This window comes from Nocardioides sp. Z24_21 (genome assembly GCF_058134345.1).
Window position 1 is genome coordinate 265,819 of record NZ_JBYTTH010000004.1, and the last position, 26,531, is coordinate 292,349.

The window sequence follows — 26,531 nt, forward strand, 5'->3', positions numbered from 1 at the left end:
CACAGCAGCACGACCAGCAGCACCGACCAGCAGCCGGGAACACCAGAAAGAGAAGGAGACCCCCATGGGTTCTGTACGAGTAGGGATCGTGGGAGTCGGCAACTGCGCCACGTCCCTCATCCAGGGCGTGGAGTACTACAAGGACGCTGACCCCACCGGGACCGTGCCGGGGCTCATGCACGTCGTCTTCGGTGACTACCACGTCAAGGACGTCGAGTTCGTCCTCGCCTTCGACGTCGACGACAAGAAGGTCGGCAAGGACCTCTCCGAGGCCATCGACGCCTCGGAGAACAACACGATCAAGATCTGCGACGTCCCCACGCTGGGTGTCGAGGTCAAGCGCGGCCCGACGATGGACGGTCTCGGCAAGTACTACCGCCAGACCATCGAGGAGTCGGCCGCCGAGCCGGTCGACGTCGTCCAGGCGCTCAAGGACGCCGAGGTCGACGTCCTGGTGTCCTACCTCCCGGTGGGCTCCGAGCAGGCCGACAAGTTCTACGCCCAGTGCGCGATCGACGCCGGCGTGGCCTTCGTCAACGCGCTGCCGGTCTTCATCGCCTCCGACCCCGAGTGGGCCAAGAAGTTCGAGGACGCGGGCGTCCCGATCGTCGGCGACGACATCAAGAGCCAGGTCGGCGCCACCATCACCCACCGCGTGATGGCCAAGCTGTTCGAGGACCGCGGCGTCGCGCTGGACCGCACCTACCAGCTCAACGTCGGCGGCAACATGGACTTCAAGAACATGCTCGAGCGCGAGCGCCTGGAGTCCAAGAAGGTCTCCAAGACCCAGGCCGTGACGTCCAACCTCAAGGGCGAGCTCGCCGACAAGATCAGCGACCGCAACGTCCACATCGGCCCGTCCGACTACGTCGCCTGGCTCGACGACCGCAAGTGGGCCTACGTCCGCCTCGAGGGCCGTGCCTTCGGTGACGCCCCGCTCAACCTCGAGTACAAGCTCGAGGTCTGGGACTCCCCCAACTCGGCCGGCATCATCATCGACGCGGTCCGCGCGGCGAAGATCGCCAAGGACCGTGGCATCGGCGGCCCGATCCTGCCGGCCTCGGCCTACCTGATGAAGTCCCCGCCGGTGCAGATGGCCGACGACCTCGGCCGCGCCGAGCTGGAGAAGTTCATCAGGGGCGAGTGACCCCGGCGTCCCCGGACGCCAGCACCACCCAGCACCACCAGCGGCCCCGCGGCCGGTCTCCGGACCCGCGGGGCCGCTGGCGTGTCCGCTGCGCCCGCGCCACGTCCGGCGCGCGGGGCATGTCGCTGCGGCGCGCGTCGGCGTACCGTGAAACGACACGGCACCGCACGGCACCGCACGGCGAGGGGCTTGCGCATGGGGGAGGGCGACCGACCCGCGGCCGCGGTGCCGGAGGCATGGTGGGCGCTGCCCGACGACGACCTCCTCACCTCCCTCGGCAGCACCGACGCCGGCCTGGCCGCCGACGAGGCCGCGCGTCGGCTCGAGTCGGCCGGTCCCAACCGGCTCGCGCCCCCGCACCGGGTCTCCTGGCCCCTCGCCCTGGCCATGCAGTTCACCGAGCCGATCACCCTGATCCTGGTCGTCGCCAGCCTGATCTCCCTCGTGCTGCACGACGTCACCGACGCGGTGATCATCCTGACCATCGTCGGCCTCAGCGGCGTCCTCGGCTTCTGGCAGGAGCACCGGGCCTCGCTCACCGTCGCCCGGCTGCTCGCGCTGGTGCAGGTCCACGCCGACGTGCTCCGCGGTGGCGCCGAGGTCGAGGTGGCCCTCGAGCAGGTGGTGCCCGGCGACGTGGTGGTGCTGCACGCCGGCGACGTGGTGCCGGCCGACTGCCGGCTGCTGAGCGCCGACGCCCTCCAGGTCGACGAGTCCGCGCTGACCGGGGAGACCTTCCCCCGGCACAAGCGCCCCGGGGCGACGTCCGCCGACGCCTCGCCGGCCGACCGGCACGCAGTCCTGCTGCTCGGCTCCCACGTGGTCAGCGGCCGCGGCCTCGCGGTGGTGGTGGCGACCGGCGCCCGGACCGAGCTGGGCCGGTTGTCCGAGCGCCTGGAGCAGCAGCCCCCCGCGACCGGGTTCCAGCGAGGGATCCGTCAGTTCGGGCTGCTGCTCGCCCGGGTCACCGCCGGGCTGGCGCTGGTCATCCTGCTGCTCAACCTCGTGCTCGAGCGACCGTTCGTCGACTCACTGCTCTTCTCGCTCTCGCTCGCGGTCGGGCTGACCCCACAGATGCTCCCCGCGATCATCGCCGTCAGCCTGTCGGCCGGGGCGCGGCGGATGGCGCGCGATCGGGTCGTCGTACGCCGCCTCGACACCATCGAGGACTTCGGCGCGATGGACGTGCTCTGCACCGACAAGACGGGCACCCTCACGGTCGGGACGACCCGGCTGCACGCGGCGGTGGACGCCGACGGCGCGCCGAGCGACTTCGTGCTCGCCCTGGCGTCCCTCAACGCCGGGCTGCAGACCGGCTTCGTCAACCCCGTCGACGCGGCGATCGTGGAGCGGCGCCGCCCGGACCCGGACCACCGGGCGGTGGCGGAGCTGCCCTACGACTTCGAGCGCAAGCGCCTCGGCGTGCTGGTCGACGGCCCGACCGGGCGGCAGCTGGTGTGCAAGGGGGCGTACGCCTCCGTGGCCGACGCCTGCGCCGGCGTGGACCGCGCCGCGCTCGACGCCCGGTTCGCCGCGCTCAGCAGCCAGGGCTACCGGGTGCTCGGCCTGGCCCGGCGGCCGATGCCGGGGGCCGAGGACCTCCGCGCCGACGACGAGCGCGAGATGGAGTTCGTCGGCTTCCTGGCGTTCGCCGACCCGGCCAAGCCCGGTGCCGCCGACGCCCTGAGCGAGCTGCGGGAGGCCGGGATCAGCGTGCGGATGATCACCGGCGACAACCACCTCGCCGCCGCCCACATCGCCAGCCAGGTCGGGATGGACACCGCGACGGTGCTGACCGGCGACGACATCGACGCGCTGGACGACGCCCAGCTGGTCGGCCGGGTGCGCGACGTCGAGGTCTTCGCCGAGGTCGACCCGCTGCACAAGGAGCGGATCATCAAGGCTCTGCGCGACAGCGGGTCGGTGGTGGGCTACCTCGGCGACGGGATCAACGACGCGGCCGCGCTCCACCTCGCCGACGTCGGCATCTCGGTCGACACCGCGGTCGACGTGGCCAAGAGCGCCGCCTCGATCGTGCTGCTGGACAAGGACCTCGCGGTGCTCGGCCACGGCGTCCGCCTGGGGCGGCAGACCTTCGCCAACACCCTGAAGTACGTCTTCACCACCGTCAGCGCCAACTTCGGCAACGTCGCGAGCATGGTGATCGCCTCGGCGTTCCTACCCTTCCTGCCGCTGCTGCCGCGCCAGATCCTGCTGCTCAACTTCCTCTCCGACATCCCGAGCACCACCCTCGCCGTCGACCGCGTCGACCCCGAGCAGCTGGCCCGGCCCCAGCACTGGGACCTGCGCTTCGTGCGCGACTTCATGGTGGTCTTCGGACTGCTGAGCACCCTGTTCGACCTGCTGACCTTCGCGGTCCTGCTGCAGGTCTTCGACGCCGGCTCGACGCTGTTCCGCTCGGCGTGGTTCGTCGGGTCGACGCTGACCGAGCTGGCGGTGCTGATGGTGCTGCGCACCCGCCGCGCCGCGTTCCGCAGCCGGCCGGGGCGCGCGCTCCTGCTCTCCTCGCTCGCCGTCGGGCTGCTGACCGTGGCCCTCCCGTTCGTGCCCGGCGTGTCGGAGGTGCTCGGCCTGGAGTCCCTGCCCATGGCCGTGGTCGGCGCGCTCCTGCTGATCACCCTCGGCTACGTCGTGGCGGCGGAGCAGCTCAAGCGCCACTTCTACCGCGCGGCGAACCGACCCCGGCCCGTGACCCCCCGCGGGCGGCACCAACGGTTGCTGCACGTCGTACGCGAGCACGGCGGGACCCGCGCGGGTGGGCGGTGACGGCGGTGCCCCGGCCGGAGGGGGCGTGGCGGGCGCGGACCCGACGGGGGCGTGGCGCGTACTTGGTGGGGAAGTCTGACACCTGGAGGGGGTTGCAACCCCCTCCGAGTGTCGGAGTCCCCGCTCGAGCGGGGACTCCGACAGCGGGGACTCCGACAGGGGGACCCGACAGAGGCCGACAGGTCGGGACGAGCACGACGCCAGGCGCTACCCCTGGCGGGCGGCCCACCACGCGCGGAGGGCCGCCTCGGCGGCCTCGCGGGACATCGGGCCCTCGTCCATCCGCAGCTCGAGGAGGTGGCGGTAGGCCTCGCCGACCTCGCGGCCCGGGCCGATCCCGAGGACCTCCATGATCTGGTTGCCGTCGAGGTCGGGCCGGATCGAGGCCAGCTCCTCCTCCTCCGAGAGCCGCGCGATGCGCTCCTCGAGCGAGTCGTACGTGCGCCGCAGCCGGTCGGCCTTGCGCTGGTTGCGGGTGGTGCAGTCGGCGCGGGTCAGGATGTGCAGCCGCTCGAGCTGGTCGCCGGCGTCGCGGACGTAGCGCCGCACGGCGCTGTCGGTCCACTCGCCCGAGCCGTAGCCGTGGAAGCGCAGGTGCAGCTCGACGAGGCGTGAGACGGCGTCGATGTCGTGGTTGGAGAAGCGCAGCGCCTGCATCCGCTTGCGGGTCAGCTTGGCGCCCACCACGTCGTGGTGGTGGAAGGTCACCACGCCGCCGGGCTCGAAGCGCCGGGTGCGCGGCTTGCCGACGTCGTGCATCAGGGCCGCGAAGCGGGACACGAAGTCGGGGCCGCCGCCGAGGCGGTGCTCGAGCTCGATCGACTGCTCGAGCACGGTGAGGGTGTGCTCGTAGACGTCCTTGTGGCGGTGGTGCTCGTCGCGCTCGAGGGCCAGGGCCGGCAGCTCGGGCAGGACGTAGGACGCCAGGCCGGTGTCGACGAGGAGCGTGAGGCCGAGGCGGGGGTGCGGGGCGCACACCAGCTTGACCAGCTCGTCACGCACCCGCTCGGCGGAGATGATCTCGATCCGGCCCGCCATCGCGGTCATCGCCTCGACGACGTCGGGCGCGACGGTGAAGCCGAGCTGGGCGGAGAACCGCGCGGCGCGCATCATCCGCAGCGGGTCGTCGGAGAAGGAGTCCTCGGGGGCGCCGGGCGTGCGGAGCACGCGCTCGGCGAGGTCGACGATGCCGCCGAACGGGTCGACGAACTCACGGCTCGGCACCCGCACCGCCATCGAGTTGACGGTGAAGTCGCGCCGCCCGAGGTCGCCCTCGAGGGAGTCGCCGAAGTCGACGTCGGGCTTGCGGGAGGAGGCGTCGTAGCTCTCCGAGCGGTAGGTGGTGATCTCGACCTGCCACGGCCCCTTGCGGCAGCCGATCGTGCCGAAGTCGCGGCCCATGTCCCACACCGCGTCGGCCCAGCCCGACACGAGCCGCTCGGTCACGTCGGGGTGGGCGGAGGTGGTGAAGTCGAGGTCGTTCTGCAGCCGACCGATCATCGCGTCACGCACGGGACCGCCGACCAGCGCCAGCTCCTCGCCGGCGTCGGCGAACAGGGTGCCGAGCTCGTCGATGACCGACCCGATCCGGTCGAGCTCGTCACCGACCCGTCGCTGGATCTCGACGATCGTGAGGGGCTGCAGTGCGACGTCGGACACGACAGGCCAGTCTACGTGCCGGGCCGACGGGGCCGAGCAACTAGCATCGGGGCGTGCCCCGCCCGTCGTCGTTCCGTGCTGCCCTGGCGGGCCTCCTGACCGTCGGCATCGCCGGCGCCGGGCTCACCGCACCCGCTCCGGCGGCCCCCGCGGCCCTGTCGGACCCCCTCGTCGTGCACATCGACACCATCAGTCCGGTGCTGCCCCGTCGCGGTGACGTGGAGATCTCCGGCACCGTCACCAACGTCAGCGACGACACCTTCACCCGGGTCAACCTGCACGCGTTCTCCTCCGAGCTCCCCATCCTCGACGCGGCCAACCTCGCCGCCTCGGCCACCATCGACGCGACCGAGTACGTCGGCGAGCGGGTGACGGTGCCCGGCACGTTCGACACCATCGAGGAGCTCCCGCCCGGAGCCACCGCCGAGTTCAGCGACTCCATCCCCGTGGAGCTCCTGGCCACCTCCGGAGAGCCCGGCGTCTACTGGATCGGCATCCACGCCCTCGGCGACGGGGCGGTGCCGCGCGACCTCGTCGCCGACGGCCGCGCCCGTACGTTCATCCCCCGCCTGCCCACCGGCGACAGGGTGCAGGAGGCGGCGGTGATCCTGCCGATCCGCAGCCGCGTCTGGTTCGCCGAGGACGGCTCCGTCGCCGGCACCGAGCGGTGGGCCCGCCGCCTCGCCGAGGGCGGCAGTCTCGACGGCGTGCTCGACATGGCCGAGTCGGCCGGCACCACGCCCTACAGCTGGCTGGTCGACCCCGCCGTGCTGCTCGCCCTCGCCCGCCTGGCGGCGGGCAACCCCCCGCGAGACCTCGCCCCCGACCCCACCGTGCCCGGCCAGGAGCCGACACCGGTCGAGCCCGACGGGGAGGAGACCACCGACCCCGCGGGCGAGACGGGGAGCCCGACCGACGCGGCGCCCACGGACGAGCCGACCGAGGGCGAGGCCGCGCTGGCCGCCGCCGCCGCGGCGTGGCTGGATCGCTTCCGGGGACTGGTTGCCTCGACCCCGGTGCTGACCCTTCCCTACGGCGACATCGACGTCTCGGCGGCGGTCCGCCATGACCGCACCCGCCTCGACCAGGCCGTCGCCCGTGCGGCCGCCGTCATGTCCGAGCTCGGGATCCCCTCCCAGCCCACGGTGGCGCCCGACAACGACGTGCTCAGCCCCGAGGCCCTCGCCGCGGTCACCGCGGGCACGGTCGTCCTGCTGGGCGACAACGCCTTCGAGATCCCACCGACCAGCCCGACCTCGGTCGTGCGGCTCCTGGGCCACGAGGTGGTCGTCACCAGCACCGGCGCCGAGGCGGGCGGCCCGGGCCCCACCCCCGCCAACGACCCCCTCGCGCTGCGGCAGCGCCTGATCAGCGAGGCGGCCCTCCGGCTGGACTCCGACGACACCGCGCCCCTGGTCGTCACCCTGCCGACGGTGTGGCGTGGCGAGGACGCGGCGTCGTTCTTCACCGACCTCGAGCAACGCTGGCTCGAGGTGGTGCCGGTCGACGAGATCGCGAGCCGCCCCGCCAAGGGTGTGCCGGCCGCCAGCCTGGCCTACACCGAGGAGGACCTCGCCGCCGAGATCGGCGGCTCCGTCTTCTCCGCCGTCTCCCGGGCCACCGCGGCCGCCACCCTGCTCGAGCAGGTGCTCGTCCCCGTGACGACCATCGAGGCGACGGTGCTCGACGAGGTGCTCGTGTCGCTCTCCCAGCAGCACAGCGAGCAGCAGGGGATGGCGCGCACCGCGGCCGCCCGGATCGAGGAGTCCCTGCAGGCCGACCTGGGCAGGATCGGGATCGAGGCACCGCCCGCGGTGACCCTCTCCGGCGACTCCGGCCCGCTCGGCGTCACCCTCGTCAACGGCCTCGACCAGCCGGTCGAGGTGCGGGTGCGGGTGCGCACCGACGGCGCGCTGACGCTCAGCGGCGGCGGCGTACGACGCCTCGGTCCCGGGGCGCGCAGCGTGGTGCGCTTCGAGGCCACCACGAGCCGCGCCGGTGTGCACAAGGTCCAGCTGGCGGTCACCAGCCTCGAGGGCGTACCGCTCGGCGCGTCCGACGAGCTCCCCATCCGCGCGGCCCGGGTGAGCGCGCTCATCTGGATCGTCATGGCCCTCGGCGGCCTCGTGCTGTTCGGGATGGTCGGCTATCGGCTGCCGGGCCAGATCCGGGCGCGGCGCGCGCAGCTCGCGGCAGACCAAGCCGCAGACCAAGCCGCAGACCAGGCAGCCGAGCGCGAGCAGGCCGACGCCGACGACCCACCCGACGAGCCCGACGACCAGCGGGACGAGCCCGCGCCGCAGTCCCCCGTCGGGGAGCGTTCGTGAGCGACCAGCGGGTCCTGGCCAACTCGGCCGTGATGGCGGCCGGCACGATCTTCTCCCGCGCGTCCGGATTCATCCGGAGCGCGCTGCTGGTGGCCGCGCTCGGCGCGGGGCTGCGCGGCGACCTGTTCACCATCGCCAACACCCTGCCCAACATGGTCTACATCCTGCTGGCCGGCGGCATCTTCAACGCCGTGCTGGTGCCGCAGCTGGTCCGGCGGATCACCGACGACCCCGACGGCGGCGACGCCTACGCCAGCCGGGTGATCACCCTCTCGGCGCTCTTCCTCGGCTCCGTCACGGTGCTGCTGGTCGTGCTCGCACCCCAGCTGCTGCGCCTCTACCTCGACGGCCGCCTCCTCGCCCCCGACCGGGTCGCGCACCTGGAGTCGATCGTCGACCTGACCCGATGGTGCCTGCCGCAGGTCTTCTTCTACGGCATGTACGTCCTGGTGGGCCAGGTGCTCAACGCCCGCGGTCGCTTCGGCCCGATGATGTGGGCGCCCATCGCCAACAACCTCATCTCCGTGGTGATGCTGCTGGTCTACCTCGTGGTCTGGGGATCGGTCGGCGACGGCCCCGAGCAGTACGCGCCGCTCGGCACCGACCAGGAGGTGCTGCTCGGCCTCGGTTCGACGCTGGGCATCGTGGCCCAGTTCGTGGTGCTCGTGCCCTACCTCCGGGCGTCGGGCTTCACCTACCGCCCGCGCTTCGACTTCCGCGACCCCGAGCTGCGCCACACCCTGTCGCTCGGCATCTGGACGGTCCTGTTCGTCATCGTCACCCAGGCGGCCTACCTCGTCGTGGTCAGGCTGGCCTCCGGCGGCACGGCCGGGGGCGGCGACGGCACCGGCTACACCGTCTACAGCAGCAGCCTGCTGATCATGATGGTGCCGCACTCGATCATCACCGTGTCGCTCGCCACCGCGATCCTGCCCCAGCTCTCCGTGCACGCCCACGACGGCCGGCTGCGTGACCTCGGCAGCACCGTCGGCTCGACGCTGCGCACCGCGCTCGCGCTCGTGCTCCCCTTCGCGGTCATCCTGCCGGTCGTCGCCGGCGACGTGGCCGGCTTCGCGTTCGGGTGGGGCGGCGGCGCCGACACCGCCGCCAGCTTCGCCCCGACCCTCGCCCTCTTCGGTCCGGCGCTGGTGTTCTTCACCATCCACTACTTCATGCTGCGCGGCTTCTACGCCATGGAGATGACTCGGCTGGTCTTCTTCATCCAGGTCGCGGTGTCGGCCACCAACGTCCTGGTCGCCACCGTGCTGGTGCCCTCGCGCCCGGCCGAGGAGACGGCGCCGATGCTCGTCGTCGCCTACCTGGCGTCGTACGTCGTGGGCGCGGTGGTGAGCTTCACCCTGCTCCGGCGCACGGTGGGCGGGCTCGAGACGCCCCAGCTGCTCCGGTTCCTGGTGCGGATGGCCGTGGTGCTCGCCTTCGCGGGCGCGACGGCGTGGCTGGTCGGGCTCGCCCTGGCCGACCTCGGTGAGCGTCCCGGGCCCCTGGTCGGGCTGGTCCGGGGCGGGGCCAGCGCGCTGGCCGGGTTCGTGGTCGTGCTCGGCGGCGCCCGGTTGCTGCGCATCCGCGAGGTGACAACCGTGCTGGACACCGTCGCGGCGCGCCTCCGGCGCGGGTGAGACTGCCTAGAGTGGACCCGCAACCGGACGTGTGAGGAGAGGTGGGGTGAGCGGTGGCTGCGTCGATGCAGGCCGGTGACGTCCTCGCCGGGCGCTACCGCCTCGACGACCTCCTGGCCGAGTCGGGTGCCGGCCGGTTCTGGCGGGCCCACGACCTCGTGCTGCACCGCCCGGTCGCCGTCCACATCCTCGGCCGCGACGACGACCGCGCCCAGCCGCTCCTCGAGGCGGCGCGGCGCACCGGCCCGGTCATCGACCGGCGGCTGCTGCGGGTGCTCGACGCCGAGGAGGCCGACGGCCGCTGCTTCGTGGTCAACGAGTGGGGCCAGGGCGACTCCCTCGACATCCTGCTCACCCGCGAGGGGCCGATCGCCCCCCGCCGCGCCGCCTGGCTCGTCGCCGAGGTGGCCGACAGCCTCGTCGGGGCGCACGAGGCAGGGCTCGCCCACGGCTGCCTGACCCCCGAGCACGTGCTGGTCGACCAGCACGGCCAGGTACGCATCATCGGCTTCGGCGTCGAGGCCGCCCTGCGCGGCCTCCCGCCCGGTCGGGCGCAGGTCGACGACGTCGACCTGGTGGGGCTGCTCTACTGCGCGCTCACCGGCAAGTGGGCCGGGGTCTCCCCCTCCGCCCTGCCTCCCGCACCCGAGGTGCACGGGCGGGTGCTGCGCCCACGGCGGGTCCGCGCCGGCATCCCGCGGATGCTCGACGCGCTCTGCGACCAGGTGCTCAACCCCCAGCGCGAGGACGCCCCGCCGCCCTCGGCCCGCACCGTGCGCGACCTGCTCCTCGAGCACGTCGGGGAGACGACCGGCACCCACGTGCCCGCCCACCCCCTCCACGCCGTGCTTCCCATCGCCACCTCGTCGCCGCCCACCGTCTCCGGCGCGCCGCCCACCCCCGTCCTGGCCCCCGACGTGGCCCCCGACCTGGCCCCCGACCTGGCCCCCGGGGCCGCCACCCACACCGCCACCGAGGTCGAGGACGGCACCCGCACCGACGTCGAGCTGGTGGTCCCGTCCGGCTCGGACACCGACACCGAGGTCGCCCCCCGGGTCGGTCCCGCGGCCGACGCCGACCCCGGGTCGCCGCCTGCCGAGGCGTCGGCGCCCGCTCCCGATCCCGCTCCCGCTCCCGCTCCGTCGGTGACCGACCTGCCCACCGAGGCCGGGATGCCGGTGTTCCACGACGACGACGAGGTCGACTGGCTGCGTGCGCGCGCGGAGCGGCCCGCGCCGCCGCCGCCGCTCGACGAGCCGGAGCCCAAGCCGCTCTTCGCCCCCGACCCGCCTGACGGTCAGCCCGTACGCCGCCCGCGCCCCGGCAGCCGGGCCGTCACCGACTCGTCCTACTGGCCGTGGGACTCGGGCCCCAACACCGACTCCGGCGTACGTCCGCTCGGGCGCGACACCGGGTCGTGGGCCTCCGGGTCGTGGTCGGACGACCGCTGGGACACCGGCGACGTCGACGACACCGGCGACCAGGTGCCCGGACGCCGCTGGATCCGGCTCGCGCTGATCATGGGCATCTGCCTGCTCGTGGGGGTGGCCGCCGTCGCCGCCTACCAGCTCGGGCTCAAGCCGCCCACGCCCGGCTCGGGCGACGAGCCGACCGCCACGGCCAGCCCCAGCGTCGCCGAGCCGACGGCCTTCGCCGACCTGAGTGCCGTCGACTTCGACCCGCAGGGCGCCGCCCCGCAGGAGGAGAACCCCGACTCGGTGCCCAACGTCCTCGACGGCGACCCGGCCACCTCGTGGTCGACCTCGACCTACGAGCAGAACTTCGGCCCGGCCGGCCTCAAGACCGGGGTCGGCCTCGTCGTCGACCTCGGCGCCACCAAGGCGGTGCGCCGGGTGGTCGTCTCCACCACCGGCGGACAGACCTCGCTCGCCGCCTACGTCACCTCCGAGCCGCCCACCGGCGTCGCCGAGCTCACCCCGGTCGGCACCGCCTCCGGCACCGGCGACCTGACGGTCGACCTCGACGAGGCGGTGTCCGGGCGCTACGTCACGGTCTGGCTCACCCTGCTGCCCCAGGTCGACGACGGCTTCCGCGGCACGATCACCGAGGTGCAGGTGCTCGGGTGAGCACCGCCGCGAGCGACGAGCGCTCCGACCAGGCGCTGCTGCAGGCCCACGTCGACGGCGACGCGGAGGCGTTCGGCGTGCTGTTCGCCCGCCACCGCGACCGCCTGTGGGCGGTCGCGCTGCGCACGATGGGCAACCCCGAGGACGCTGCCGACGGACTCCAGGACGCCATGATCGCGGCGTTCCGTCGCGCCGGCTCCTACCGCGGTGAGGCCGCCGTCACGACCTGGCTGCACCGGGTCGTGGTCAACGCGTGCCTCGACCGCATCCGGTCGGCGCGGATCCGGCGCCTCGAGGCGCTGCCCGACGACGTCGAGGACCGCGGCACCGTGGTGGCCGCCGCGGTGCGCGACGACCGGCCCGACGAGGTCGCCGTCGACTCCGAGCGCCGTCGGCGCGTGCTCGACGCGCTCGCGACCCTGCCCGCCGAGCAGCGCGCCGCGCTCGTGCTGGTCGACATGGAGGGCTACCCCGTCGCAGAGGTCGCCCGGATGCTCGGGTGCGCGGAGGGCACGGTGAAGTCCCGCTGCTCGCGCGGACGCACCAAGCTGGCCGGGATCCTCGCCGACCTCCAGCACCCCGCCGGTGACCCGCCCCACGGGAACCCGCCGCCCGACGGTCCCGTCCAACCGAGCGTGCGGCCGCGGGGACCGCCCCCGCCCTGACCCCGTTCTCCGATCCCGACCCTGGTCCGTGACCGGGTCGCCCGACCCCGACCGTGACCACGCCGCGCCGCCCGAGGAGGTGAGCCCCGATGCCCGATCCCTCCGGGCTGCCACCCGAGCAGGAGGCCGTACGCCGTCTCCTCGCCGACGCGCGTCACGACGAGTCCACGCCTCCCGAGGTCGTCGCGCGCCTCGACGACACCCTGGCCTCGCTCGTCGCCGAGCGCGGTGCGGACGCGACGGCCGCGTCGTCGCCCGGGAGGATCGTCGACATCGGCTCGCGCCGGCGGCGCCGCGCCGGGATCGGGCTGCTGGCCGCCGCGTCGGTCGTGGTCGCCGGGGTCGCGATCGGCCAGGCCCTCCCCCGTGTCGGCTCCGACGACGCCAGCGCCGGGTCCTCCTCCGAGAGCTCGATCGCCGGGGCCCCCGCGCCGAGCCGCGACCCGAGCGCCCGCGACAGTGCCGGTGACAGTGCCGACGACGGGGCCGACGACGGGGCCGGTGCGGCCGAGTCCGCGCCGGAGTCGCTCAAGAGCGGCGGTGCGACGGCGTTCGCGGGTCGTCCCACTCTCTCCTCAGCGGACTCCCGCCTCGACGACGAGCTGTTGGCGCTGCGCCCGCAGGCCTCCGCCCGGCACCGGGTGGTCGGCTCGCCCGACGCCGTCGACGGCTGCGACCTGCCGGACCTGGGCCGTGGGCGCCGCCTGCTCGTCGAGGTCGACGGCCAGCCCGGCGTGGTGGTGTTCCGTCGCCCCGACGGCGCTGCCCAGCAGGCCGAGGTCTACGTGTGCGGGATCACCGCCCCGGTGCGCACCCTCACGCTGCCCGCGCCCTGAGCGCCCCTCCGCTGCGGAACAACACTCCCCTACGATCCGTTGAGGATGGCGTACCGCCCACCCCCCAGTCGATCCCGCAGGAGTCACTGACCACTCATGAGCACCAGCACCGAGACGCGCAACGTCATCATCATCGGCTCGGGCCCCTCGGGCTACACCGCCGCCGTCTACGCGGCCCGCGCCTCGCTCAACCCGCTCGTCCTCGAGGGCTCGGTCACCGCCGGTGGCGCGCTGATGAACACCACGGAGGTGGAGAACTTCCCCGGCTTCCGCGACGGCATCATGGGTCCGGCGCTGATGGACGAGATGCGCGCCCAGGCCGAGCGGTTCGGCGCCGAGCTGGTCTCCGACGACGTCGTCGAGGTCGACCTCACCGGTGAGGTGAAGGTCGTGAAGACCGCCACTGAGACCTACACCGCGCGCGCGGTGATCCTCGCCACCGGCTCGGGCTACCGCAAGCTCGGACTGCCCAACGAGGAGGAGCTCTCCGGGCGCGGCGTGTCGTGGTGCGCGACCTGCGACGGCTTCTTCTTCCGCGAGCAGCACATCGCGGTGGTCGGCGGTGGCGACTCGGCCATCGAGGAGGCGACCTTCCTGACCCGCTTCGGCTCCAAGGTCTCGCTGATCGTGCGCCGCGACGAGCTGCGCGCCTCCAAGATCATGCAGGAGCGGGCGTTCGCCGACCCCAAGCTCGAGATCGAGTGGAACTCGGTCGTGGAGAGCATCAACGGCAGCGACCGTCTCGAGTCGATCACCCTCAAGGACACCGTCACCGGCGAGACCCGCGAGCTGCCCGCCACCGGGCTGTTCATCGCGATCGGCCACGACCCGCGCTCGGAGCTGCTCACCGGGCAGGTCGACCTCGACGGCGACGGCTACGTGCTGGTCCGGCACCCCTCCACGGCCACCAACCTGCCCGGGGTGTTCGCCGCCGGCGACCTGGTCGACCACCACTACCGCCAGGCGATCACCGCCGCCGGCACCGGCTGCTCGGCCGCGCTCGACGCCGAGCGCTACCTCGCCGAGCTCGACCACACCGGGGCGACGGCCCGCCAGGCCCAGGACGACGTCGCGATGGACGCGCTCACCGACCAGGTGCAGACCGCCGGCCTCTGAGGCGCGCCCGGGAACATCTGCCCCCGACCCCGTGTTGGGACGGCACTGACTTCCGTCGCATCAACAGCATCGAGAGAGAGGCACACCCGTGGGCAACATCGCCGCCGTGACCGACGCCGAGTTCGAGGCGCAGGTCCTGAAGTCTGACAAGCCGGTCCTCGTGGACTTCTGGGCCGAGTGGTGCGGCCCGTGCCGCCAGGTCGCCCCGATCCTCGACGAGCTCAACGCCGAGCACGGCGACAAGCTCACGTTCCTCAAGATGAACGTCGACGAGAACCCCGTGACGCCGTCGTCCTACCGGGTCACCGGCATCCCGACGATCAACGTCTACCAGGGCGGCGAGGTCGTGAAGTCCATCGTGGGCGCCAAGCCCAAGGCCGCGCTGCTCAAGGAGCTCGACGGCATCATCTGAGCCCCACCTCTAGTCGCGCGAGGCGACCCGCACCGATCCGATCGGGCGGGTCGCCTTCTGCGTGGGGCGCACCACCCCCCAGACCTTCTCGAGGGCGAGCTCGACCTCGTCCTTCCAGCTCAGCGTCGTGCGCAGGTCCATCCGCAGCCGCGGCGTCGTCGGGTGCGCCCGCTGGACGGTGAAGCCCACCCGGCCGAGGAAGTCTGCCGGCAGCACGCACCCGACGGTGTGCCCCCGCGTGTCGCCGTAGGCCTCGATGGTGGTGTGACCTCGCTCGACCAGGTCGGCGGCCATCGACTGGACCAGCAGGCGTCCGAGCCCGCTGCGCCGCAGGGACGGCTCGACCCAGGCGGTGGCCGCGATGATCGCGTCGGGCGAGCCCGGGGCGGTCGGCAGGGCCGCGGCACCGGGCAGCCGCGTCGCCGGGGCGTAGACGATGTGCCCGACCGTACGACCGTCGATGCGCACCACCCGCCCGCACGGACCCCACTCGCGTGTCACCGACGCGAGCCAGCGCTCCTTCTCGGCGATCCGGTCGGCGTCGTCGAGGCGCGAGCGCTCGACCGGGGTGAGCTCCCAGAACACGCACGAACGCACCGGGTCGGCCAGCTCGCGGAGGTGGTCGAGCGTCAGGTACGCGGTCTTGCGGGACACGTCTCGATGCTAGACCGCGACCGCGCCTGAGAGGATGAGGCGTGCGCCCGATCCGACAGAGCAAGAAGCTGCAAGGTGTCCGCTACGACGTCCGCGGCCCGATCCTGCTGGAGGCGCAGCGGCTCGAGGCCGAGGGCCACCGGATCCTCAAGCTCAACATCGGCAACACCGCCCCGTTCGGGTTCGAGGCGCCCGAGCAGATCCTCGCCGACATGATCCACCACCTGCCCCAGTCGCAGGGCTACGCCGACAGCCAGGGCATCTGGTCGGCGCGCACCGCCGTCATGCACTACTACCAGTCGCGCGGGCTGCGCGACGTGGGCGTCGAGGACGTCTTCATCGGCAACGGCGTGTCCGAGCTGATCTCGATGGTGCTCCAGGCGTTCGTCGACGACGGCAACGAGATCCTCGTGCCGGCCCCCGACTACCCGCTGTGGACGGGCGCCGTGACGCTCGCCGGTGGCGTCCCCGTGCACTACCGGTGCGACGAGGCCAACGAGTGGAACCCCGACCTCGCCGACATCGAGGCCAGGATCACGGAGAACACCCACGCCATCGTCATCATCAACCCCAACAACCCCACCGGCGCCGTCTACAGCGCGGAGACCGTCAAGGCGCTCGTCGACATCGCGCGGCGCCACCAGCTCGTCGTGATGGCCGACGAGATCTACGAGAAGATCCTGTTCGAGGACGCCCAGCACCACCACGCGGCGACCTACGGCGGCAACGACGTGCTGTGCCTGACGTTCTCGGGGCTGTCCAAGGCCTACCGGGTGTGCGGCTACCGCGCCGGCTGGGTGATGATCTCGGGGCCCAAGGAGATCGCGACCGACTTCCTCGAGGGGCTCACGCTCATCGCCAACATGCGCATGTGCGCCAACGTGCCCGCCCAGCACGCCATCCAGACCGCCCTGGGCGGCTACCAGTCCATCGAGGAGTTCATCGGCCCCGGAGGACGCTTCTACGAGCAGTCCATGCTCTCCCACCGGCTCCTCAACGAGATCCCCGGCGTCAGCAACGTCAAGCCGCGCGGGGCCCTCTATTGCTTCCCGCGGCTCGACCCGGCCGTCTACGCGGTCGAGGACGACCAGGAGCTGGTGCTCGACCTGCTGCGGGCCAAGAAGATCCTCGTCACGCACGGCACGGGGTTCAACTGGCCCGAGCCCGACCACTTCCGGCTGGTGACGCTGCCCGAGGCGTCGGTGCTCGAGGAGGCCATCGGGCGCATCGCCGACTTCCTCGCCACGCGACGCTGATCACGAACGGTCGCCGCGCCGCTCGGGCGACCCCTAGGCTCCTCGCCATGCGCGATGTGACCTACCCGCCGATCATCGTCACCGCCAAGACGGCCTTCCGCCTCCTCGGCCAGGACATCAGGCTCTGCGGCACCGACCACGTGCCCCGCGAGGGGGGCGTGCTGCTGGCGTTCAACCACGTCAGCTACCTCGACTTCATCTACGGCGGGCTCGCCGCCCACCCGTCGCGACGGCTGGTCCGGTTCATGGCCAAGCGCGAGATCTTCGACCACCGCATCGGCGGTCCGGTCATGCGCTCGATGCATCACGTCCGGGTCGACCGGGGCGAGGGCGTGGAGAGCTTCCACCAGGCCGTCGACCTGCTCCGCCGCGGGGAGGCGGTCGGGATCTTCCCCGAGGCCACCATCTCGCGCGCCATGGAGCTCAAGGAGTTCAAGACCGGTGCCGTCCGCATCGCCGCCGCGGCCGACGTTCCGCTCCTGCCCGTGATCCTGTGGGGCACCCAGCGGATGATGACCAAGGACCACCCGCGCGACTTCTCCCGCGGGCGCGCCATCTCGATCACCGTGGGCGAGCCCCTGCACCCGACGGGCGACGACCCGGTGGGTGAGACCGCGCAGCTCCACGACCGGATGTCCGAGCTGCTGCGCGAGACCATCGCCGCCCACCCGGCAGCGGAGCAGCCGCCGGGCTCGTGGTGGCTGCCCGCGTCGATGGGAGGCGGTGCCCCCACGCTCGAGCAGGCCGCGCGGCTCGACGCCGAGGAGAAGCGCGAGCGCGCCCGGCGCCGCGCCGAGAAGCGTGCCTCCACGCAGGCAGCGATGCCGGCGGACAAGCAGCCAGAGCGCTAGATCGATCTGTCGCTAGGTCGCCACATCGTTACATCGCTTGAGCGACATGTCGCTTTGTCGACATTGGTCGACCGCCTTGTCGAGACCGCGCACACCGGCCCCGGATCGGACGTGGTGTGTCGGCCCGCCCACCGTCAGATCGGGCGGTCGTCCCGGTTGCGCGGGTCCATGATGTCGACGATCCGGCGCAGGTCGTCGAGGCTGGCGAACTCGACGGTGATCTTGCCCTTGGCCTTGCCGAGATCGACCTTGACGCGCGTCTCGAGACGGTCGGAGAGCCGGTCGGCGAGCTCGCCGAGACCGGGCGCGACGGGCTTGTTGCGCCGCACCCGGGGGGCGGCCTCCTCGACGCCGACCGACACGATCTCCTCGAGCCCGCGCACCGAGATGCCCTCGGCGGTGACCCGTGCAGCGAGCTTGTCCTGGAGCGCCGCGTCGTCGACCGAGAGGAGCGCGCGTGCGTGCCCGGCCGAGAGCACTCCCGCAGCGACGCGGCGCTGGACGGCGGGAGAGAGCTTGAGCAGCCGTAGGGTGTTGGAGATCTGCGGTCGCGAGCGACCGATGCGCTGGGCCAGCTCCTCGTGGGTGCAGCCGAAGTCCTCGAGCAGCTGACCGTAGGCCGCCGCCTCCTCGAGGGGGTTGAGCTGGGAGCGGTGGAGGTTCTCCAGCAGCGCGTCGCGGAGCATGTCCTCGTCGTCGGTCTCGCGCACGATCGCGGGGATCGTGTCGCGGCCGGCCTGCTGGGAGGCCCGCCACCGGCGTTCGCCCATGATGAGCTCGTAGCTCTCCTCGCCCGTGCGCCGCACCACCACCGGCTGCAGGAGACCGACCTCACGGATGGAGTGCACCAGCTCGGCGAGTGCCTCCTCCTCGAAGACCTGCCGCGGCTGGCGGGCGTTGGGCCGCACCTGGGCGATCGGCAGCTCGGCGAAGTAGGCGCCCGCGACGGGAGCGGCGGCGGCGCCCGAGTCCGCGGCGGCCGGTCCGCCACGGTCGGACGACGGCGCAGCGGCGGCGCCGGGCGTCGAAGGAGCGGGCTGGCTGGGCGTCGTGGGGATCAGCGAGCCCAGGCCACGACCCAGCCCGCGGCGCGGTGCGTTGGCGCTCATGCCTGGACCTCGATCATGTAGATGCTCCCTTGGTCGCGATCTCACGGGCGGCCTCCAGGTAGGAGAGTGCTCCCGCCGACGCCGGATCGTAGGTCATCACGGTCTGCCCGTAGGACGGCGCCTCCGAGACCCGCACGGACCGCGGGACGGCGGTCTTGAGCACCTGGTCGCCGAAGTGTCCACGGACCTCCTCGGCCACGCCGGCCGCGAGCCGGGTGCGGGCGTCGTACATCGTGAGCAGGATGGTCGAGATGGTCAGGCGGGGGTTGAGGTGCTGACGCACCATCTCCACCGTCTCCAGCAGCATCCCGAGGCCCTCGAGCGCGTAGTACTCCGCCTGGATCGGGATGAACATCTCCCGCCCCGCCACGAGCGCGTTGAGGGTGAGCAGCCCGAGCGACGGGGGGCAGTCGACGAGGACGTAGTCGAACCGCTCCTCGCCCGCGTCGGCCGCGCTCCCCACGAGGGCGTGGGCGGTGATGGCGCGGTCGAGCCGCTGCTCGCGCGCCACCACGCTGACGAGCTCGATCTCGGCCCCCGCCAGGTCGATGGTGGCCGGTACGACCCACAGGCCGGGGAGGTCGCTGCACTCGGTCATCACGTCGGCCAGCGGAGCGCCCTCGACGAGCATGTCGTAGGTCGACGGGACGCCACGGTGGTGGTCGATGCCGAGGGCCGTCGAGGCGTTGCCCTGCGGGTCGAGGTCGATGACCAGGACCTTCTGGCCGAGCTGGGCCAGGCCCGCCGCGACGTTGACCGTCGACGTCGTCTTGCCGACCCCGCCCTTCTGGTTGGCCACGACCATCACCCGGGTCGCCGGGGGACGTGCGACACCCTGACGGCGCAGTCCGCCGGTCCGCGCGAGCACCGAGTGCTGGGCGGCCTGGGCCAGTGGGGTCGCCTCGCCCGCGAAGTCGGTGTCCTGACCCGCGAGCTCGCCGGCGGTGCGCACCTGCCACGCCGGCTTGGTTTCACGTGAAACACCGCGGGTCGGGGCGGGCGGCTCCGTCGCCGGGCGCTTGCTGGTTCCACGTGAAACATCGTCCTCAGACGGCGAGGATGGCACGGGCCGGTTGTCCCCGTTCTGTGGATGACCCGCACCAAACTGTGGATAATTGCGCTCACCCCCCCCTGCCGCGTCGGTGGAAAACGGGTACGGCCGATCGCCGGCACGCCAGTGCTCACCGCCCTCGGGAACGCCGCCGCGCCCGTCGTCGGTGCCATCAGTGTGGACGGTGGGATCGTCATGGGGGCCGTGGCTCAACTCAGCTCACCTCTCGCTTGGTCGCTCGTCGGTCCCCGCGCGCGGGCCGCTTGGTGGGGGGCGTGGTCCGGTGCCCGCGGGCAAGAGGCCAACCTATCCGGCCCGGATCGGCCCACGGCACCCGGAGGACCGTCGTCGGCGGATCGAGCACGCCGACGCCGAGCTCGAACACCTCGGGCTCGCCGCACCGCCAGCGACGCAGCACCGCACGGGAGGCCGCGATCTCGTCGTGCACCGACCGACCCTTCATCGCCACGAGTGCGCCGGCCGGCGCCACCAGCGGCATCGACCAGCCCAGCAGCCGGTCGAGCGGGGCCACCGCGCGGGAGGTCACCACGTCGTACGTCTCGATGCCGTGCAGCTCCTCCGCCCGTCCCCGCACCACGCGCACGTGCGTCAGCCCGAGCTCGGCGACCACCTCGTCGAGGAACGTCGTGCGCCGTAGCAGCGGCTCCACCAGCGTCACCGCCAGGTCGGGACGTGCGATCGCGACCACGACACCGGGCAGGCCTGCTCCGGTGCCGATGTCGCACACCGTCGATCCGTCCGGGATCGCCTCGGTGAGCACGGCTGAGTTGAGCAGGTGCCGATCCCAGAGTCGCGGCGCCTCCCGCGGGCCGATCAGCCCACGCACGACGCCCTCGGTCGCCAAGAGCTCGGCGTAGCGCTCCGCAAGCGGCAGCCGGTCGGACGCGAACACCCCCCGCGCCTCGGGAGGCACGGAGGGTGTTTCACGTGAAACGTCGTCACTCACGCCGGGAGGATCACCACGTGTCGCCTGGGCTCCGCGCCCTCGGACTCCGAGGTGAGGCCGGCGGCGGCGACCGCGTCGTGGACGACCTTGCGCTCGAAGGCACTCATCGGGTCGAGCGAGACCGGCTGGCCCGACTCCTTCACCTGGGCGATGGACGTCTCGGCCAGGGCGACGAGGCGCTCGCGCTGCTGGGCGCGGTGTCCGTCGATGTCGAGCATCAGGCGCGAGCGCTCGCCGGTCTCTCGGTAGACCGCGAGACGGGTCAACTCCTGGAGCGCCTCCAGCACCTCGCCGTTGCGCCCCACGAGCAGGCTCAGGTCCGCGCCGCCGATCTGCACGCTCGCGCGGTCACCCTCGACGTCCATGTCGAGGTCACCGTCGAGGTCGGCGATGTCGAGGAGCTCCTCGAGGTAGTCGGCGGCGATGTCACCCTCGTTCTCGAGGCGCTGCACCTTGGACGGGCGCGCGGCACCGGCCTCGTCCGCACCGGCCTCGTCCGCACCGGCGGCGTCGACGGGTGCGGCGTCGACGTGGGTGGTGGCCCCGCCGTCGGGGGTGGCCTCGGTGGTCTCGCCGTCGGTCAGCTGCTCGCTCACGTGTGTCTCCTGGTCTCGATCACGGAGGACGGCGTCCGCAGGGTCGCCGTCCCGGGAAGTCTGGTCAGCGCTTCTTCTTCTGGTTGCGCTGGGCCTTGGTCTGGCGCTGCGGCTGCTGGCGGGACTGCGACTTCTCCGCGCGCCTGGCCTCCGCCTCCGCTGCGAGCCGCTCCTCCTCGAGCTGCGCGGGCGTCTTCTGTCCCTTGCGGGCCGCCTTCGCGCGGTCGCGCTGCTCCTTGGCGTCGGCCGCGGGCGTGCCGGGCGCGGGGTTGTTGCGGATGACGTAGAACTGCTGGCCCATCGTCCACAGGTTGGAGGTCGTCCAGTAGAAGAGGACGCCGACGGGGAACGCGATGCCACCCACGGCGAAGACGACCGGAAGGACGTAGAGCAGCATCTTCTGCTGCTGGGCGTACGGGCCGGAGAGCGCGTCGGCCGGCATGTTCTTGCTCATCAGCTGGCGCTGGGTCAGGAACGTCGTCGCCGTCATGGCGAGCACGAGGAACGCGGCGAGCACCCGAACGCCGATGTCGTCGGTGTTGAGGAACGTGTCGGAGATCTTGGCCCCGAGGAAGATCGCGTCGCCGAACTGCGTGTTGAGCTGCTCGGTCATCAGGCCGCGCTCGTGCGAGGGGTCCTTGGCGGCCTGGTCGATCAGCCGGAACAGGGCGAGGAAGATCGGCATCTGCAGCAGGATCGGCAGGCAGGACGCGAACGGGTTGGTGCCCGAGTCCTTGTAGAGCTTCATCGTCTCCTGCGCGAGACGCTCACGGTCGTGGCCGTACTTCTTCTGCAGCTCGCGCACCTTGGGCTGGATGAGCTGCATGTTGCGGCTGGACTTGATCTGCTTGACGAAGAGCGGGATCAGCGCCATCCGGATGACGAGGGTCAGCCCGATGATCGAGAGGACCCACGCGACGCCCGACGTCTCGCCGAACAGGGAGCCGAACAACTTGTGGAAGCCGACCAGCACCGCCGAGATGACGTAGTAGAGCGGGGCCATGATCGCGCCGCCGATGGCACCGAAGAAGTCGAGCACTCATGCTCCTCGAGTTGCAGGGGACTCCGCGGCCGAGCCGGCGCGGGAGGGAACAGGGTCGTAGCCGCCGGCTGCCCACGGGTGGCAGCGGACCAGACGACGTGCGGCCAGCCAGGTGCCACGCGGGGCGCCGTGCACGGTGACGGCCTCGAGCGCGTAGGCCGAGCAGCTCGGGTGGTAGCGGCAGACCTGGCCGTAGAGGGGGCTGATCGCGAAGCGCCAGGCGCGGATGAACCCGATGAGGAGGTGCTTCATGGGGTGCTCACCCTGCTCAGCGTACGGGCCAGATCGGCGCCGAGGGTGGCGTACGACGCATCGGCCGCGGCCGGGAGCGCCCGGACCACGAGCGCAGCACGACCCGGGAGCCCCTCCAGTGCGGGGAGGTGCTCCCGGGTCAGGTGCCGAAGTCGTCTCTTCACACGGTTGCGCGTGGCGGCGTTGCCCACGGACTTGCCGACCGTGAACCCCACCTGCACCGGCGCCGGTGTCGCGTCGGGATCCACCCACAGGTGGACGACGAGCGTCGAGGAGCCGGAACGCCGCCCCTGGCGCACCGTGCGACGGAAGCCGTCAGCGGTGGTGAGGCGGTGGGCAGCGGAGAGCACGGCGGGCGCCGTGGGCCCCGGCCTCAGACGGCCAGGCTCTTGCGGCCCTTGCGGCGCCGGCTGGACAGGATGGCGCGACCGGCACGGGTCCGCATGCGCAGGCGGAAGCCGTGCACCTTGTGACGGCGACGGTTGTTCGGCTGGTACGTACGCTTGCTCACGGCTATTTCTCCGAAGGTTTCGAGGGATGTCCACTCCACACGGCGTCGGTGCAGGCGTTCGGCCGGCACCGCGCACCCACGCAGCCGCCAGGCGGCGGATCGTGGACATGCCGCACCCGTCGACAGGGAGCGACCGGCCAACGGTACGCGGAGGGCAAACGGGGGGTCAAACCCGCGAGCCCTCCCGGGGGCCGACCCTGTGGATGACGTCTTGCTCCACGGCTCGCTCGGTTGTTACGTTCCCTGTGTCCGCGGTCTCGTCCGGCCACGGTCCCCCCAGGGTCCACGAGGTCGTGCGACCCGGGCCACGACGGCCGCCAACAGCCCCGTGACCTGCGGAGACGATGGTGGGGGCCCGACGCAGGAGGAGGCCACGGGGATCGGCCCCCCGGGTCGCGACCGGCCGTTCACAGCTTGTGGACAACTCTGTGGAAGCCTCACCGTCGGATCGGTGGCGCGTCCGTGCGAGGCGGGGGATTTTCGAGCAGCAACACGCGCATGACGACATGGTGGAAGCGAAGGCGGACCGGGTGGACGACCAGCAGGTAGATCTCGGGACGGCGTGGCAGCAGATCGTCGAGGACCTCCAGCCCAACCAGCGCGCCTGGCTGAGGACGAGCGTGCCGATGACGCTGCACGAGAACACCGCGATCATCGCGGTCCCCAACGACTTCACCCGCAACCAGCTCGAGGGCCGGCTGCGCAACCACATCGAGGACGCGCTCTCCGAGGGCTTCGGCCGCGAGATCCGCATGCTCGTCACGGTCAACCCCGCGCTCGAGGGCGAGACGCCGTCCCAGATCGACGAATCGACAGATCGATCTGTCTCTTTGTCGACAAACCCGCAGGCGGTCTACGAGCCGCCTGCGCCACGAGCGCCGGAGGCCTACGAGCCGATGGGCGGCGGGGCCGCCGAGCGTCGCCCCTCCGCGCTGGAGACCCGGCTCAACCCCAAGTACACCTTCGAGACGTTCGTCATCGGCTCGTCCAACCGGTTCCCGCACGCGGCCGCCGTCGCCGTCGCCGAGGCGCCCGGCAAGGCCTACAACCCGCTCCTGGTCTACGGCGAGTCGGGCCTGGGCAAGACCCACCTGCTCCACGCGATCGGCCACTACGTGCGCAGCCTCTACAGCAACGCCAAGGTGCGCTACGTCTCCAGCGAGGAGTTCACCAACGAGTTCATCAACGCGATCCGCGACGACCGCCAGGACAGGTTCAAGCGGCGCTACCGCGACGTCGACGTGCTGTTGATCGATGACATCCAGTTCCTCGAGGGCAAGACGCAGACGCAGGAGGAGTTCTTCCACACGTTCAACACCCTCCACAACGCCAACAAGCAGATCGTGCTGACCTCCGACCGCGCTCCCAAGCGGCTCGAGGCGCTCGAGGATCGCCTGCGCAACCGCTTCGAGTGGGGCCTGATCACCGACGTCCAGCCGCCCGACCTCGAGACCCGCATCGCGATCCTGCGCAAGAAGGCGGCGATGGACCGGCTCACCGCGCCGCCCGACGTGCTGGAGTTCATCGCCTCCAAGATCCAGACCAACATCCGCGAGCTCGAGGGCGCGCTGATCCGGGTGACGGCCTTCGCCAACCTCAACCGCCAGGAGGTCGACATGACCCTGGCCGAGATCGTGCTCAAGGACCTGATCCCCGAGGGTGGCGAGCCCGAGATCACCCACCCGCTGATCATCGCCCAGACCGCGGCCTACTTCGGGGTCAGCCTCGAGGACCTCACCGGGCCCTCGCGCGGCCGGCACCTGGTCATGGCCCGCCAGATCGGGATGTACCTGTGCCGCGAGCTCACGTCGATGTCGCTGCCGCAGATCGGCCGCGAGTTCGGCGGGCGCGACCACACCACGGTGATGTACGCCGACCGCAAGATCCGTCAGCTCCTCGCCGAGCGGCGCGCGGTCTTCAACCAGGTCAGCGAGCTCACCAACCGGATCAAGATGCAGGCCCGCCAGCGCTGACCAGACTCGACACCGGGCTCGACACCGGGCTCGACACCGTGCCCGCACCGGCGCACCCGCGTGGAGGTCGCTCGTGTGTGGAGAACTTGTGGTTCGGTCCGCCGCGTCGTCCCCAGCCCCTGTGGACTTCATGGGACGAACGACACGAACCGCCGGCTCGTCCACACCACCCCGCGAGTCGTCGGTCCGGCGTCCACACCCGTCATCCACAGCGTTCCGGCGCCCTGACCTGCACCAACGCATCCCATCCACAGTTTCCACGGACCCTATGACGACTATGAACCTCACCATGGGACTCATCACCCACCAACGAATGACAACCCTCCCTCTGGGGAGAACCCTGCCGCCGCGCCGACAGCGCGTGGCAGGATGCACTTCCCACGTGCACGCGTGTGGTTCTCGTCTGCGTGCAGTCACTCGTTGCCCGCACCACCACCTCTCGTCGAGGAGACCCTTGTGAAGTTCCGCGTCGAACGCGACGTCTTCGCCGATGCCGTTGCCTGGGCTGCCCGCAGCCTGCCGGTCCGTCCCAGCTCGCCGGTCCTGGCCGGCCTGCTGATCGAGGCGAGCGACGCCGGGCTGGTGCTCTCGACGTTCGACTACGAGACCTCGGCCCGCGCCACCCTCTCCGCGGAGGTCAACGACGAGGGCCGTGCGCTGGTCAGCGGCCGCCTGCTCGCCGACATCTGCCGCAGCCTGCCGGCCAAGCCCGTCGAGCTGACCCTCGAGGGTCCGCGCGTCTCGCTCACCTGCGGGTCGGCGCGCTTCAGCCTCCAGACCATGCCGGTCTCCGACTACCCCACGCTGCCCGAGATGCCGTCGGCCACCGGCACCGTCTCCAGCGCCGACTTCGCCCACGCCGTCGCCCAGGCCGTGACGGCCGCGGGCCGTGACGACATGCTCCCGGTCCTCACCGGCGTCCGCATCGAGATCGACGGCTCCACGATGGCGCTGCTGGCCACCGACCGGTTCCGGCTCTCGCACCGCGAGCTCACCTGGAACCCGCAGTCGCCCGACGTGTCGGTCGCCGCGCTCGTCCCGGCCAAGGTGCTCGGCGACACGGCCAAGTCGCTGACCTCGGGCGCGGAGATCACCATCGCGCTGAGCGCCAGCGGCGCCGGCGAGGGCCTGATCGGGTTCGAGGGCACCGGGCTCGGCGGCGTACGCCGCACCACGACGCGCCTGCTCGACGGGGAGTTCCCCAAGGTGCGCTCGCTGTTCCCGTCCGAGCACCTCACGGTGGCGAAGGTCAACAAGGCCGAGCTCATCGAGACCGTCAAGCGCGTCGCGCTGGTGGCCGAGCGCAACACCGCGGTGCAGATGAAGTTCGGCGACAACCAGATCGTCCTCGACGCCGGCTCCGGCGACGAGGCGATGGCGACCGAGGCGGTCGACGCCGACATCACCGGCGACGACCTCACGACCGGCTTCAACCCACAGTTCCTGCTCGACGGGCTGAGCGCGATCGACGGCGAGATGGTCGACCTGGCGTTCACCCAGGCGACCAAGCCGGTCGTCATCTCCGGCACCGACACCGACGACACCGGCTCCTTCCGCTACCTGCTGATGCCCCGGCGCCTGCTCGGCTGATCGCGC

The 26,531-nt window shown here is 72.0% G+C and carries 23 protein-coding genes; 13 read left to right on the forward strand and 10 right to left on the reverse strand.

The genetic code is table 11. The features are described from left to right. The first annotated feature begins 64 nt into the window (after positions 1 to 64). Complete coding sequence (locus AC3X7Z_RS14825; protein ID WP_186339670.1) at positions 65 to 1,147, forward strand: inositol-3-phosphate synthase; 1,083 nt, start codon at positions 65 to 67, stop codon at positions 1,145 to 1,147. Between the two features lie 195 nt (positions 1,148 to 1,342). Then, positions 1,343 to 3,934, forward strand: coding sequence for a magnesium-translocating P-type ATPase (gene mgtA / locus AC3X7Z_RS14830; protein ID WP_489976400.1), 2,592 nt, complete (start codon positions 1,343 to 1,345; stop codon positions 3,932 to 3,934). A gap of 207 nt (positions 3,935 to 4,141) precedes the next feature. Here the strand turns inward: mgtA and AC3X7Z_RS14835 are convergent, their stop codons facing one another. Continuing rightward, on the reverse strand, positions 4,142 to 5,554 hold the full coding sequence (locus AC3X7Z_RS14835; protein ID WP_489976478.1) for a CCA tRNA nucleotidyltransferase: 1,413 nt from the start codon (positions 5,552 to 5,554) through the stop codon (positions 4,142 to 4,144). 92 nt (positions 5,555 to 5,646) lie between these two features. Here AC3X7Z_RS14835 and AC3X7Z_RS14840 point away from each other — a divergent pair, with 92 nt between their 5' ends. The 7 genes from AC3X7Z_RS14840 to trxA all read left to right on the forward strand — a co-directional run bounded on the left by AC3X7Z_RS14840 (position 5,647) and on the right by trxA (position 14,673). After that, entirely contained in the window at positions 5,647 to 7,920 is a 2,274-nt protein-coding gene (locus AC3X7Z_RS14840) for a DUF6049 family protein (protein WP_489976401.1), read from the forward strand. Further along, the gene (murJ, locus tag AC3X7Z_RS14845) at positions 7,917 to 9,557 is read left to right on the forward strand and encodes a murein biosynthesis integral membrane protein MurJ (RefSeq protein ID WP_241005268.1); all 1,641 of its coding nucleotides are present in this window, start codon (positions 7,917 to 7,919) and stop codon (positions 9,555 to 9,557) included. The genes AC3X7Z_RS14840 and murJ overlap by 4 nt, the downstream gene beginning before the upstream one ends. Before the next feature lie 53 nt (positions 9,558 to 9,610). Continuing rightward, the gene (locus tag AC3X7Z_RS14850; RefSeq protein ID WP_489976402.1) at positions 9,611 to 11,644 is read left to right on the forward strand and encodes a protein kinase family protein; all 2,034 of its coding nucleotides are present in this window, start codon (positions 9,611 to 9,613) and stop codon (positions 11,642 to 11,644) included. Continuing rightward, the gene (sigM, locus tag AC3X7Z_RS14855) at positions 11,641 to 12,309 is read left to right on the forward strand and encodes an RNA polymerase sigma factor SigM (RefSeq protein ID WP_489976403.1); all 669 of its coding nucleotides are present in this window, start codon (positions 11,641 to 11,643) and stop codon (positions 12,307 to 12,309) included. Before AC3X7Z_RS14850 ends, sigM begins: the two co-directional genes overlap by 4 nt. Before the next feature lie 89 nt (positions 12,310 to 12,398). Next, entirely contained in the window at positions 12,399 to 13,145 is a 747-nt protein-coding gene (locus AC3X7Z_RS14860; protein ID WP_489976404.1) for a hypothetical protein, read from the forward strand. 96 nt (positions 13,146 to 13,241) lie between these two features. Then, on the forward strand, positions 13,242 to 14,261 hold the full coding sequence (gene trxB / locus AC3X7Z_RS14865) for a thioredoxin-disulfide reductase (RefSeq protein ID WP_186339677.1): 1,020 nt from the start codon (positions 13,242 to 13,244) through the stop codon (positions 14,259 to 14,261). Between the two features lie 88 nt (positions 14,262 to 14,349). Further along, positions 14,350 to 14,673 carry a thioredoxin gene (gene trxA, locus AC3X7Z_RS14870; protein ID WP_277395305.1) on the forward strand — a complete coding sequence of 108 codons (324 nt, stop codon included), beginning with the start codon at positions 14,350 to 14,352 and terminating at the stop codon, positions 14,671 to 14,673. Positions 14,674 to 14,682: 9 nt separating this feature from the next. Here trxA and AC3X7Z_RS14875 read toward each other — a convergent pair whose 3' ends face one another. Next, entirely contained in the window at positions 14,683 to 15,327 is a 645-nt protein-coding gene (locus tag AC3X7Z_RS14875; RefSeq protein WP_489976405.1) for a GNAT family N-acetyltransferase, read from the reverse strand. 41 nt (positions 15,328 to 15,368) lie between these two features. Here AC3X7Z_RS14875 and AC3X7Z_RS14880 point away from each other — a divergent pair, with 41 nt between their 5' ends. Further along, positions 15,369 to 16,583 carry a pyridoxal phosphate-dependent aminotransferase gene (locus tag AC3X7Z_RS14880; RefSeq protein ID WP_489976406.1) on the forward strand — a complete coding sequence of 405 codons (1,215 nt, stop codon included), beginning with the start codon at positions 15,369 to 15,371 and terminating at the stop codon, positions 16,581 to 16,583. Between the two features lie 47 nt (positions 16,584 to 16,630). Next, complete coding sequence (locus AC3X7Z_RS14885; RefSeq protein ID WP_489976407.1) at positions 16,631 to 17,434, forward strand: lysophospholipid acyltransferase family protein; 804 nt, start codon at positions 16,631 to 16,633, stop codon at positions 17,432 to 17,434. 134 nt (positions 17,435 to 17,568) lie between these two features. Here AC3X7Z_RS14885 and AC3X7Z_RS14890 read toward each other — a convergent pair whose 3' ends face one another. From AC3X7Z_RS14890 to rpmH, 8 genes are all read right to left on the reverse strand, one after another. After that, on the reverse strand, positions 17,569 to 18,543 hold the full coding sequence (locus AC3X7Z_RS14890; protein WP_489976408.1) for a ParB/RepB/Spo0J family partition protein: 975 nt from the start codon (positions 18,541 to 18,543) through the stop codon (positions 17,569 to 17,571). Between the two features lie 13 nt (positions 18,544 to 18,556). Next, positions 18,557 to 19,495, reverse strand: coding sequence for a ParA family protein (locus AC3X7Z_RS14895; protein ID WP_489976409.1), 939 nt, complete (start codon positions 19,493 to 19,495; stop codon positions 18,557 to 18,559). 313 nt (positions 19,496 to 19,808) lie between these two features. Then, on the reverse strand, positions 19,809 to 20,507 hold the full coding sequence (gene rsmG / locus AC3X7Z_RS14900; protein WP_489976410.1) for a 16S rRNA (guanine(527)-N(7))-methyltransferase RsmG: 699 nt from the start codon (positions 20,505 to 20,507) through the stop codon (positions 19,809 to 19,811). Between the two features lie 50 nt (positions 20,508 to 20,557). Then, entirely contained in the window at positions 20,558 to 21,157 is a 600-nt protein-coding gene (locus AC3X7Z_RS14905) for a Jag family protein (RefSeq protein WP_489976411.1), read from the reverse strand. 64 nt (positions 21,158 to 21,221) lie between these two features. Next, complete coding sequence (gene yidC, locus AC3X7Z_RS14910; protein ID WP_186339683.1) at positions 21,222 to 22,196, reverse strand: membrane protein insertase YidC; 975 nt, start codon at positions 22,194 to 22,196, stop codon at positions 21,222 to 21,224. After that, complete coding sequence (gene yidD / locus AC3X7Z_RS14915; protein WP_186339684.1) at positions 22,197 to 22,451, reverse strand: membrane protein insertion efficiency factor YidD; 255 nt, start codon at positions 22,449 to 22,451, stop codon at positions 22,197 to 22,199. It lies immediately after the preceding gene. Further along, positions 22,448 to 22,801, reverse strand: a complete 354-nt coding sequence (rnpA, locus tag AC3X7Z_RS14920; protein ID WP_489976412.1) for a ribonuclease P protein component — start codon at positions 22,799 to 22,801, stop codon at positions 22,448 to 22,450. The genes yidD and rnpA overlap by 4 nt, the downstream gene beginning before the upstream one ends. Positions 22,802 to 22,824: 23 nt before the next feature. Continuing rightward, positions 22,825 to 22,962: a 50S ribosomal protein L34 gene (gene rpmH / locus AC3X7Z_RS14925; protein WP_011758123.1), complete on the reverse strand. Its 138-nt coding sequence runs from the start codon at positions 22,960 to 22,962 to the stop codon at positions 22,825 to 22,827. 530 nt (positions 22,963 to 23,492) lie between these two features. Between rpmH and dnaA the strand changes: the two genes are divergently transcribed. Then, entirely contained in the window at positions 23,493 to 24,935 is a 1,443-nt protein-coding gene (gene dnaA, locus AC3X7Z_RS14930; RefSeq protein WP_489976413.1) for a chromosomal replication initiator protein DnaA, read from the forward strand. Between the two features lie 456 nt (positions 24,936 to 25,391). Further along, on the forward strand, positions 25,392 to 26,525 hold the full coding sequence (gene dnaN, locus AC3X7Z_RS14935) for a DNA polymerase III subunit beta (protein ID WP_186339687.1): 1,134 nt from the start codon (positions 25,392 to 25,394) through the stop codon (positions 26,523 to 26,525). Positions 26,526 to 26,531 lie beyond the last annotated feature (6 nt).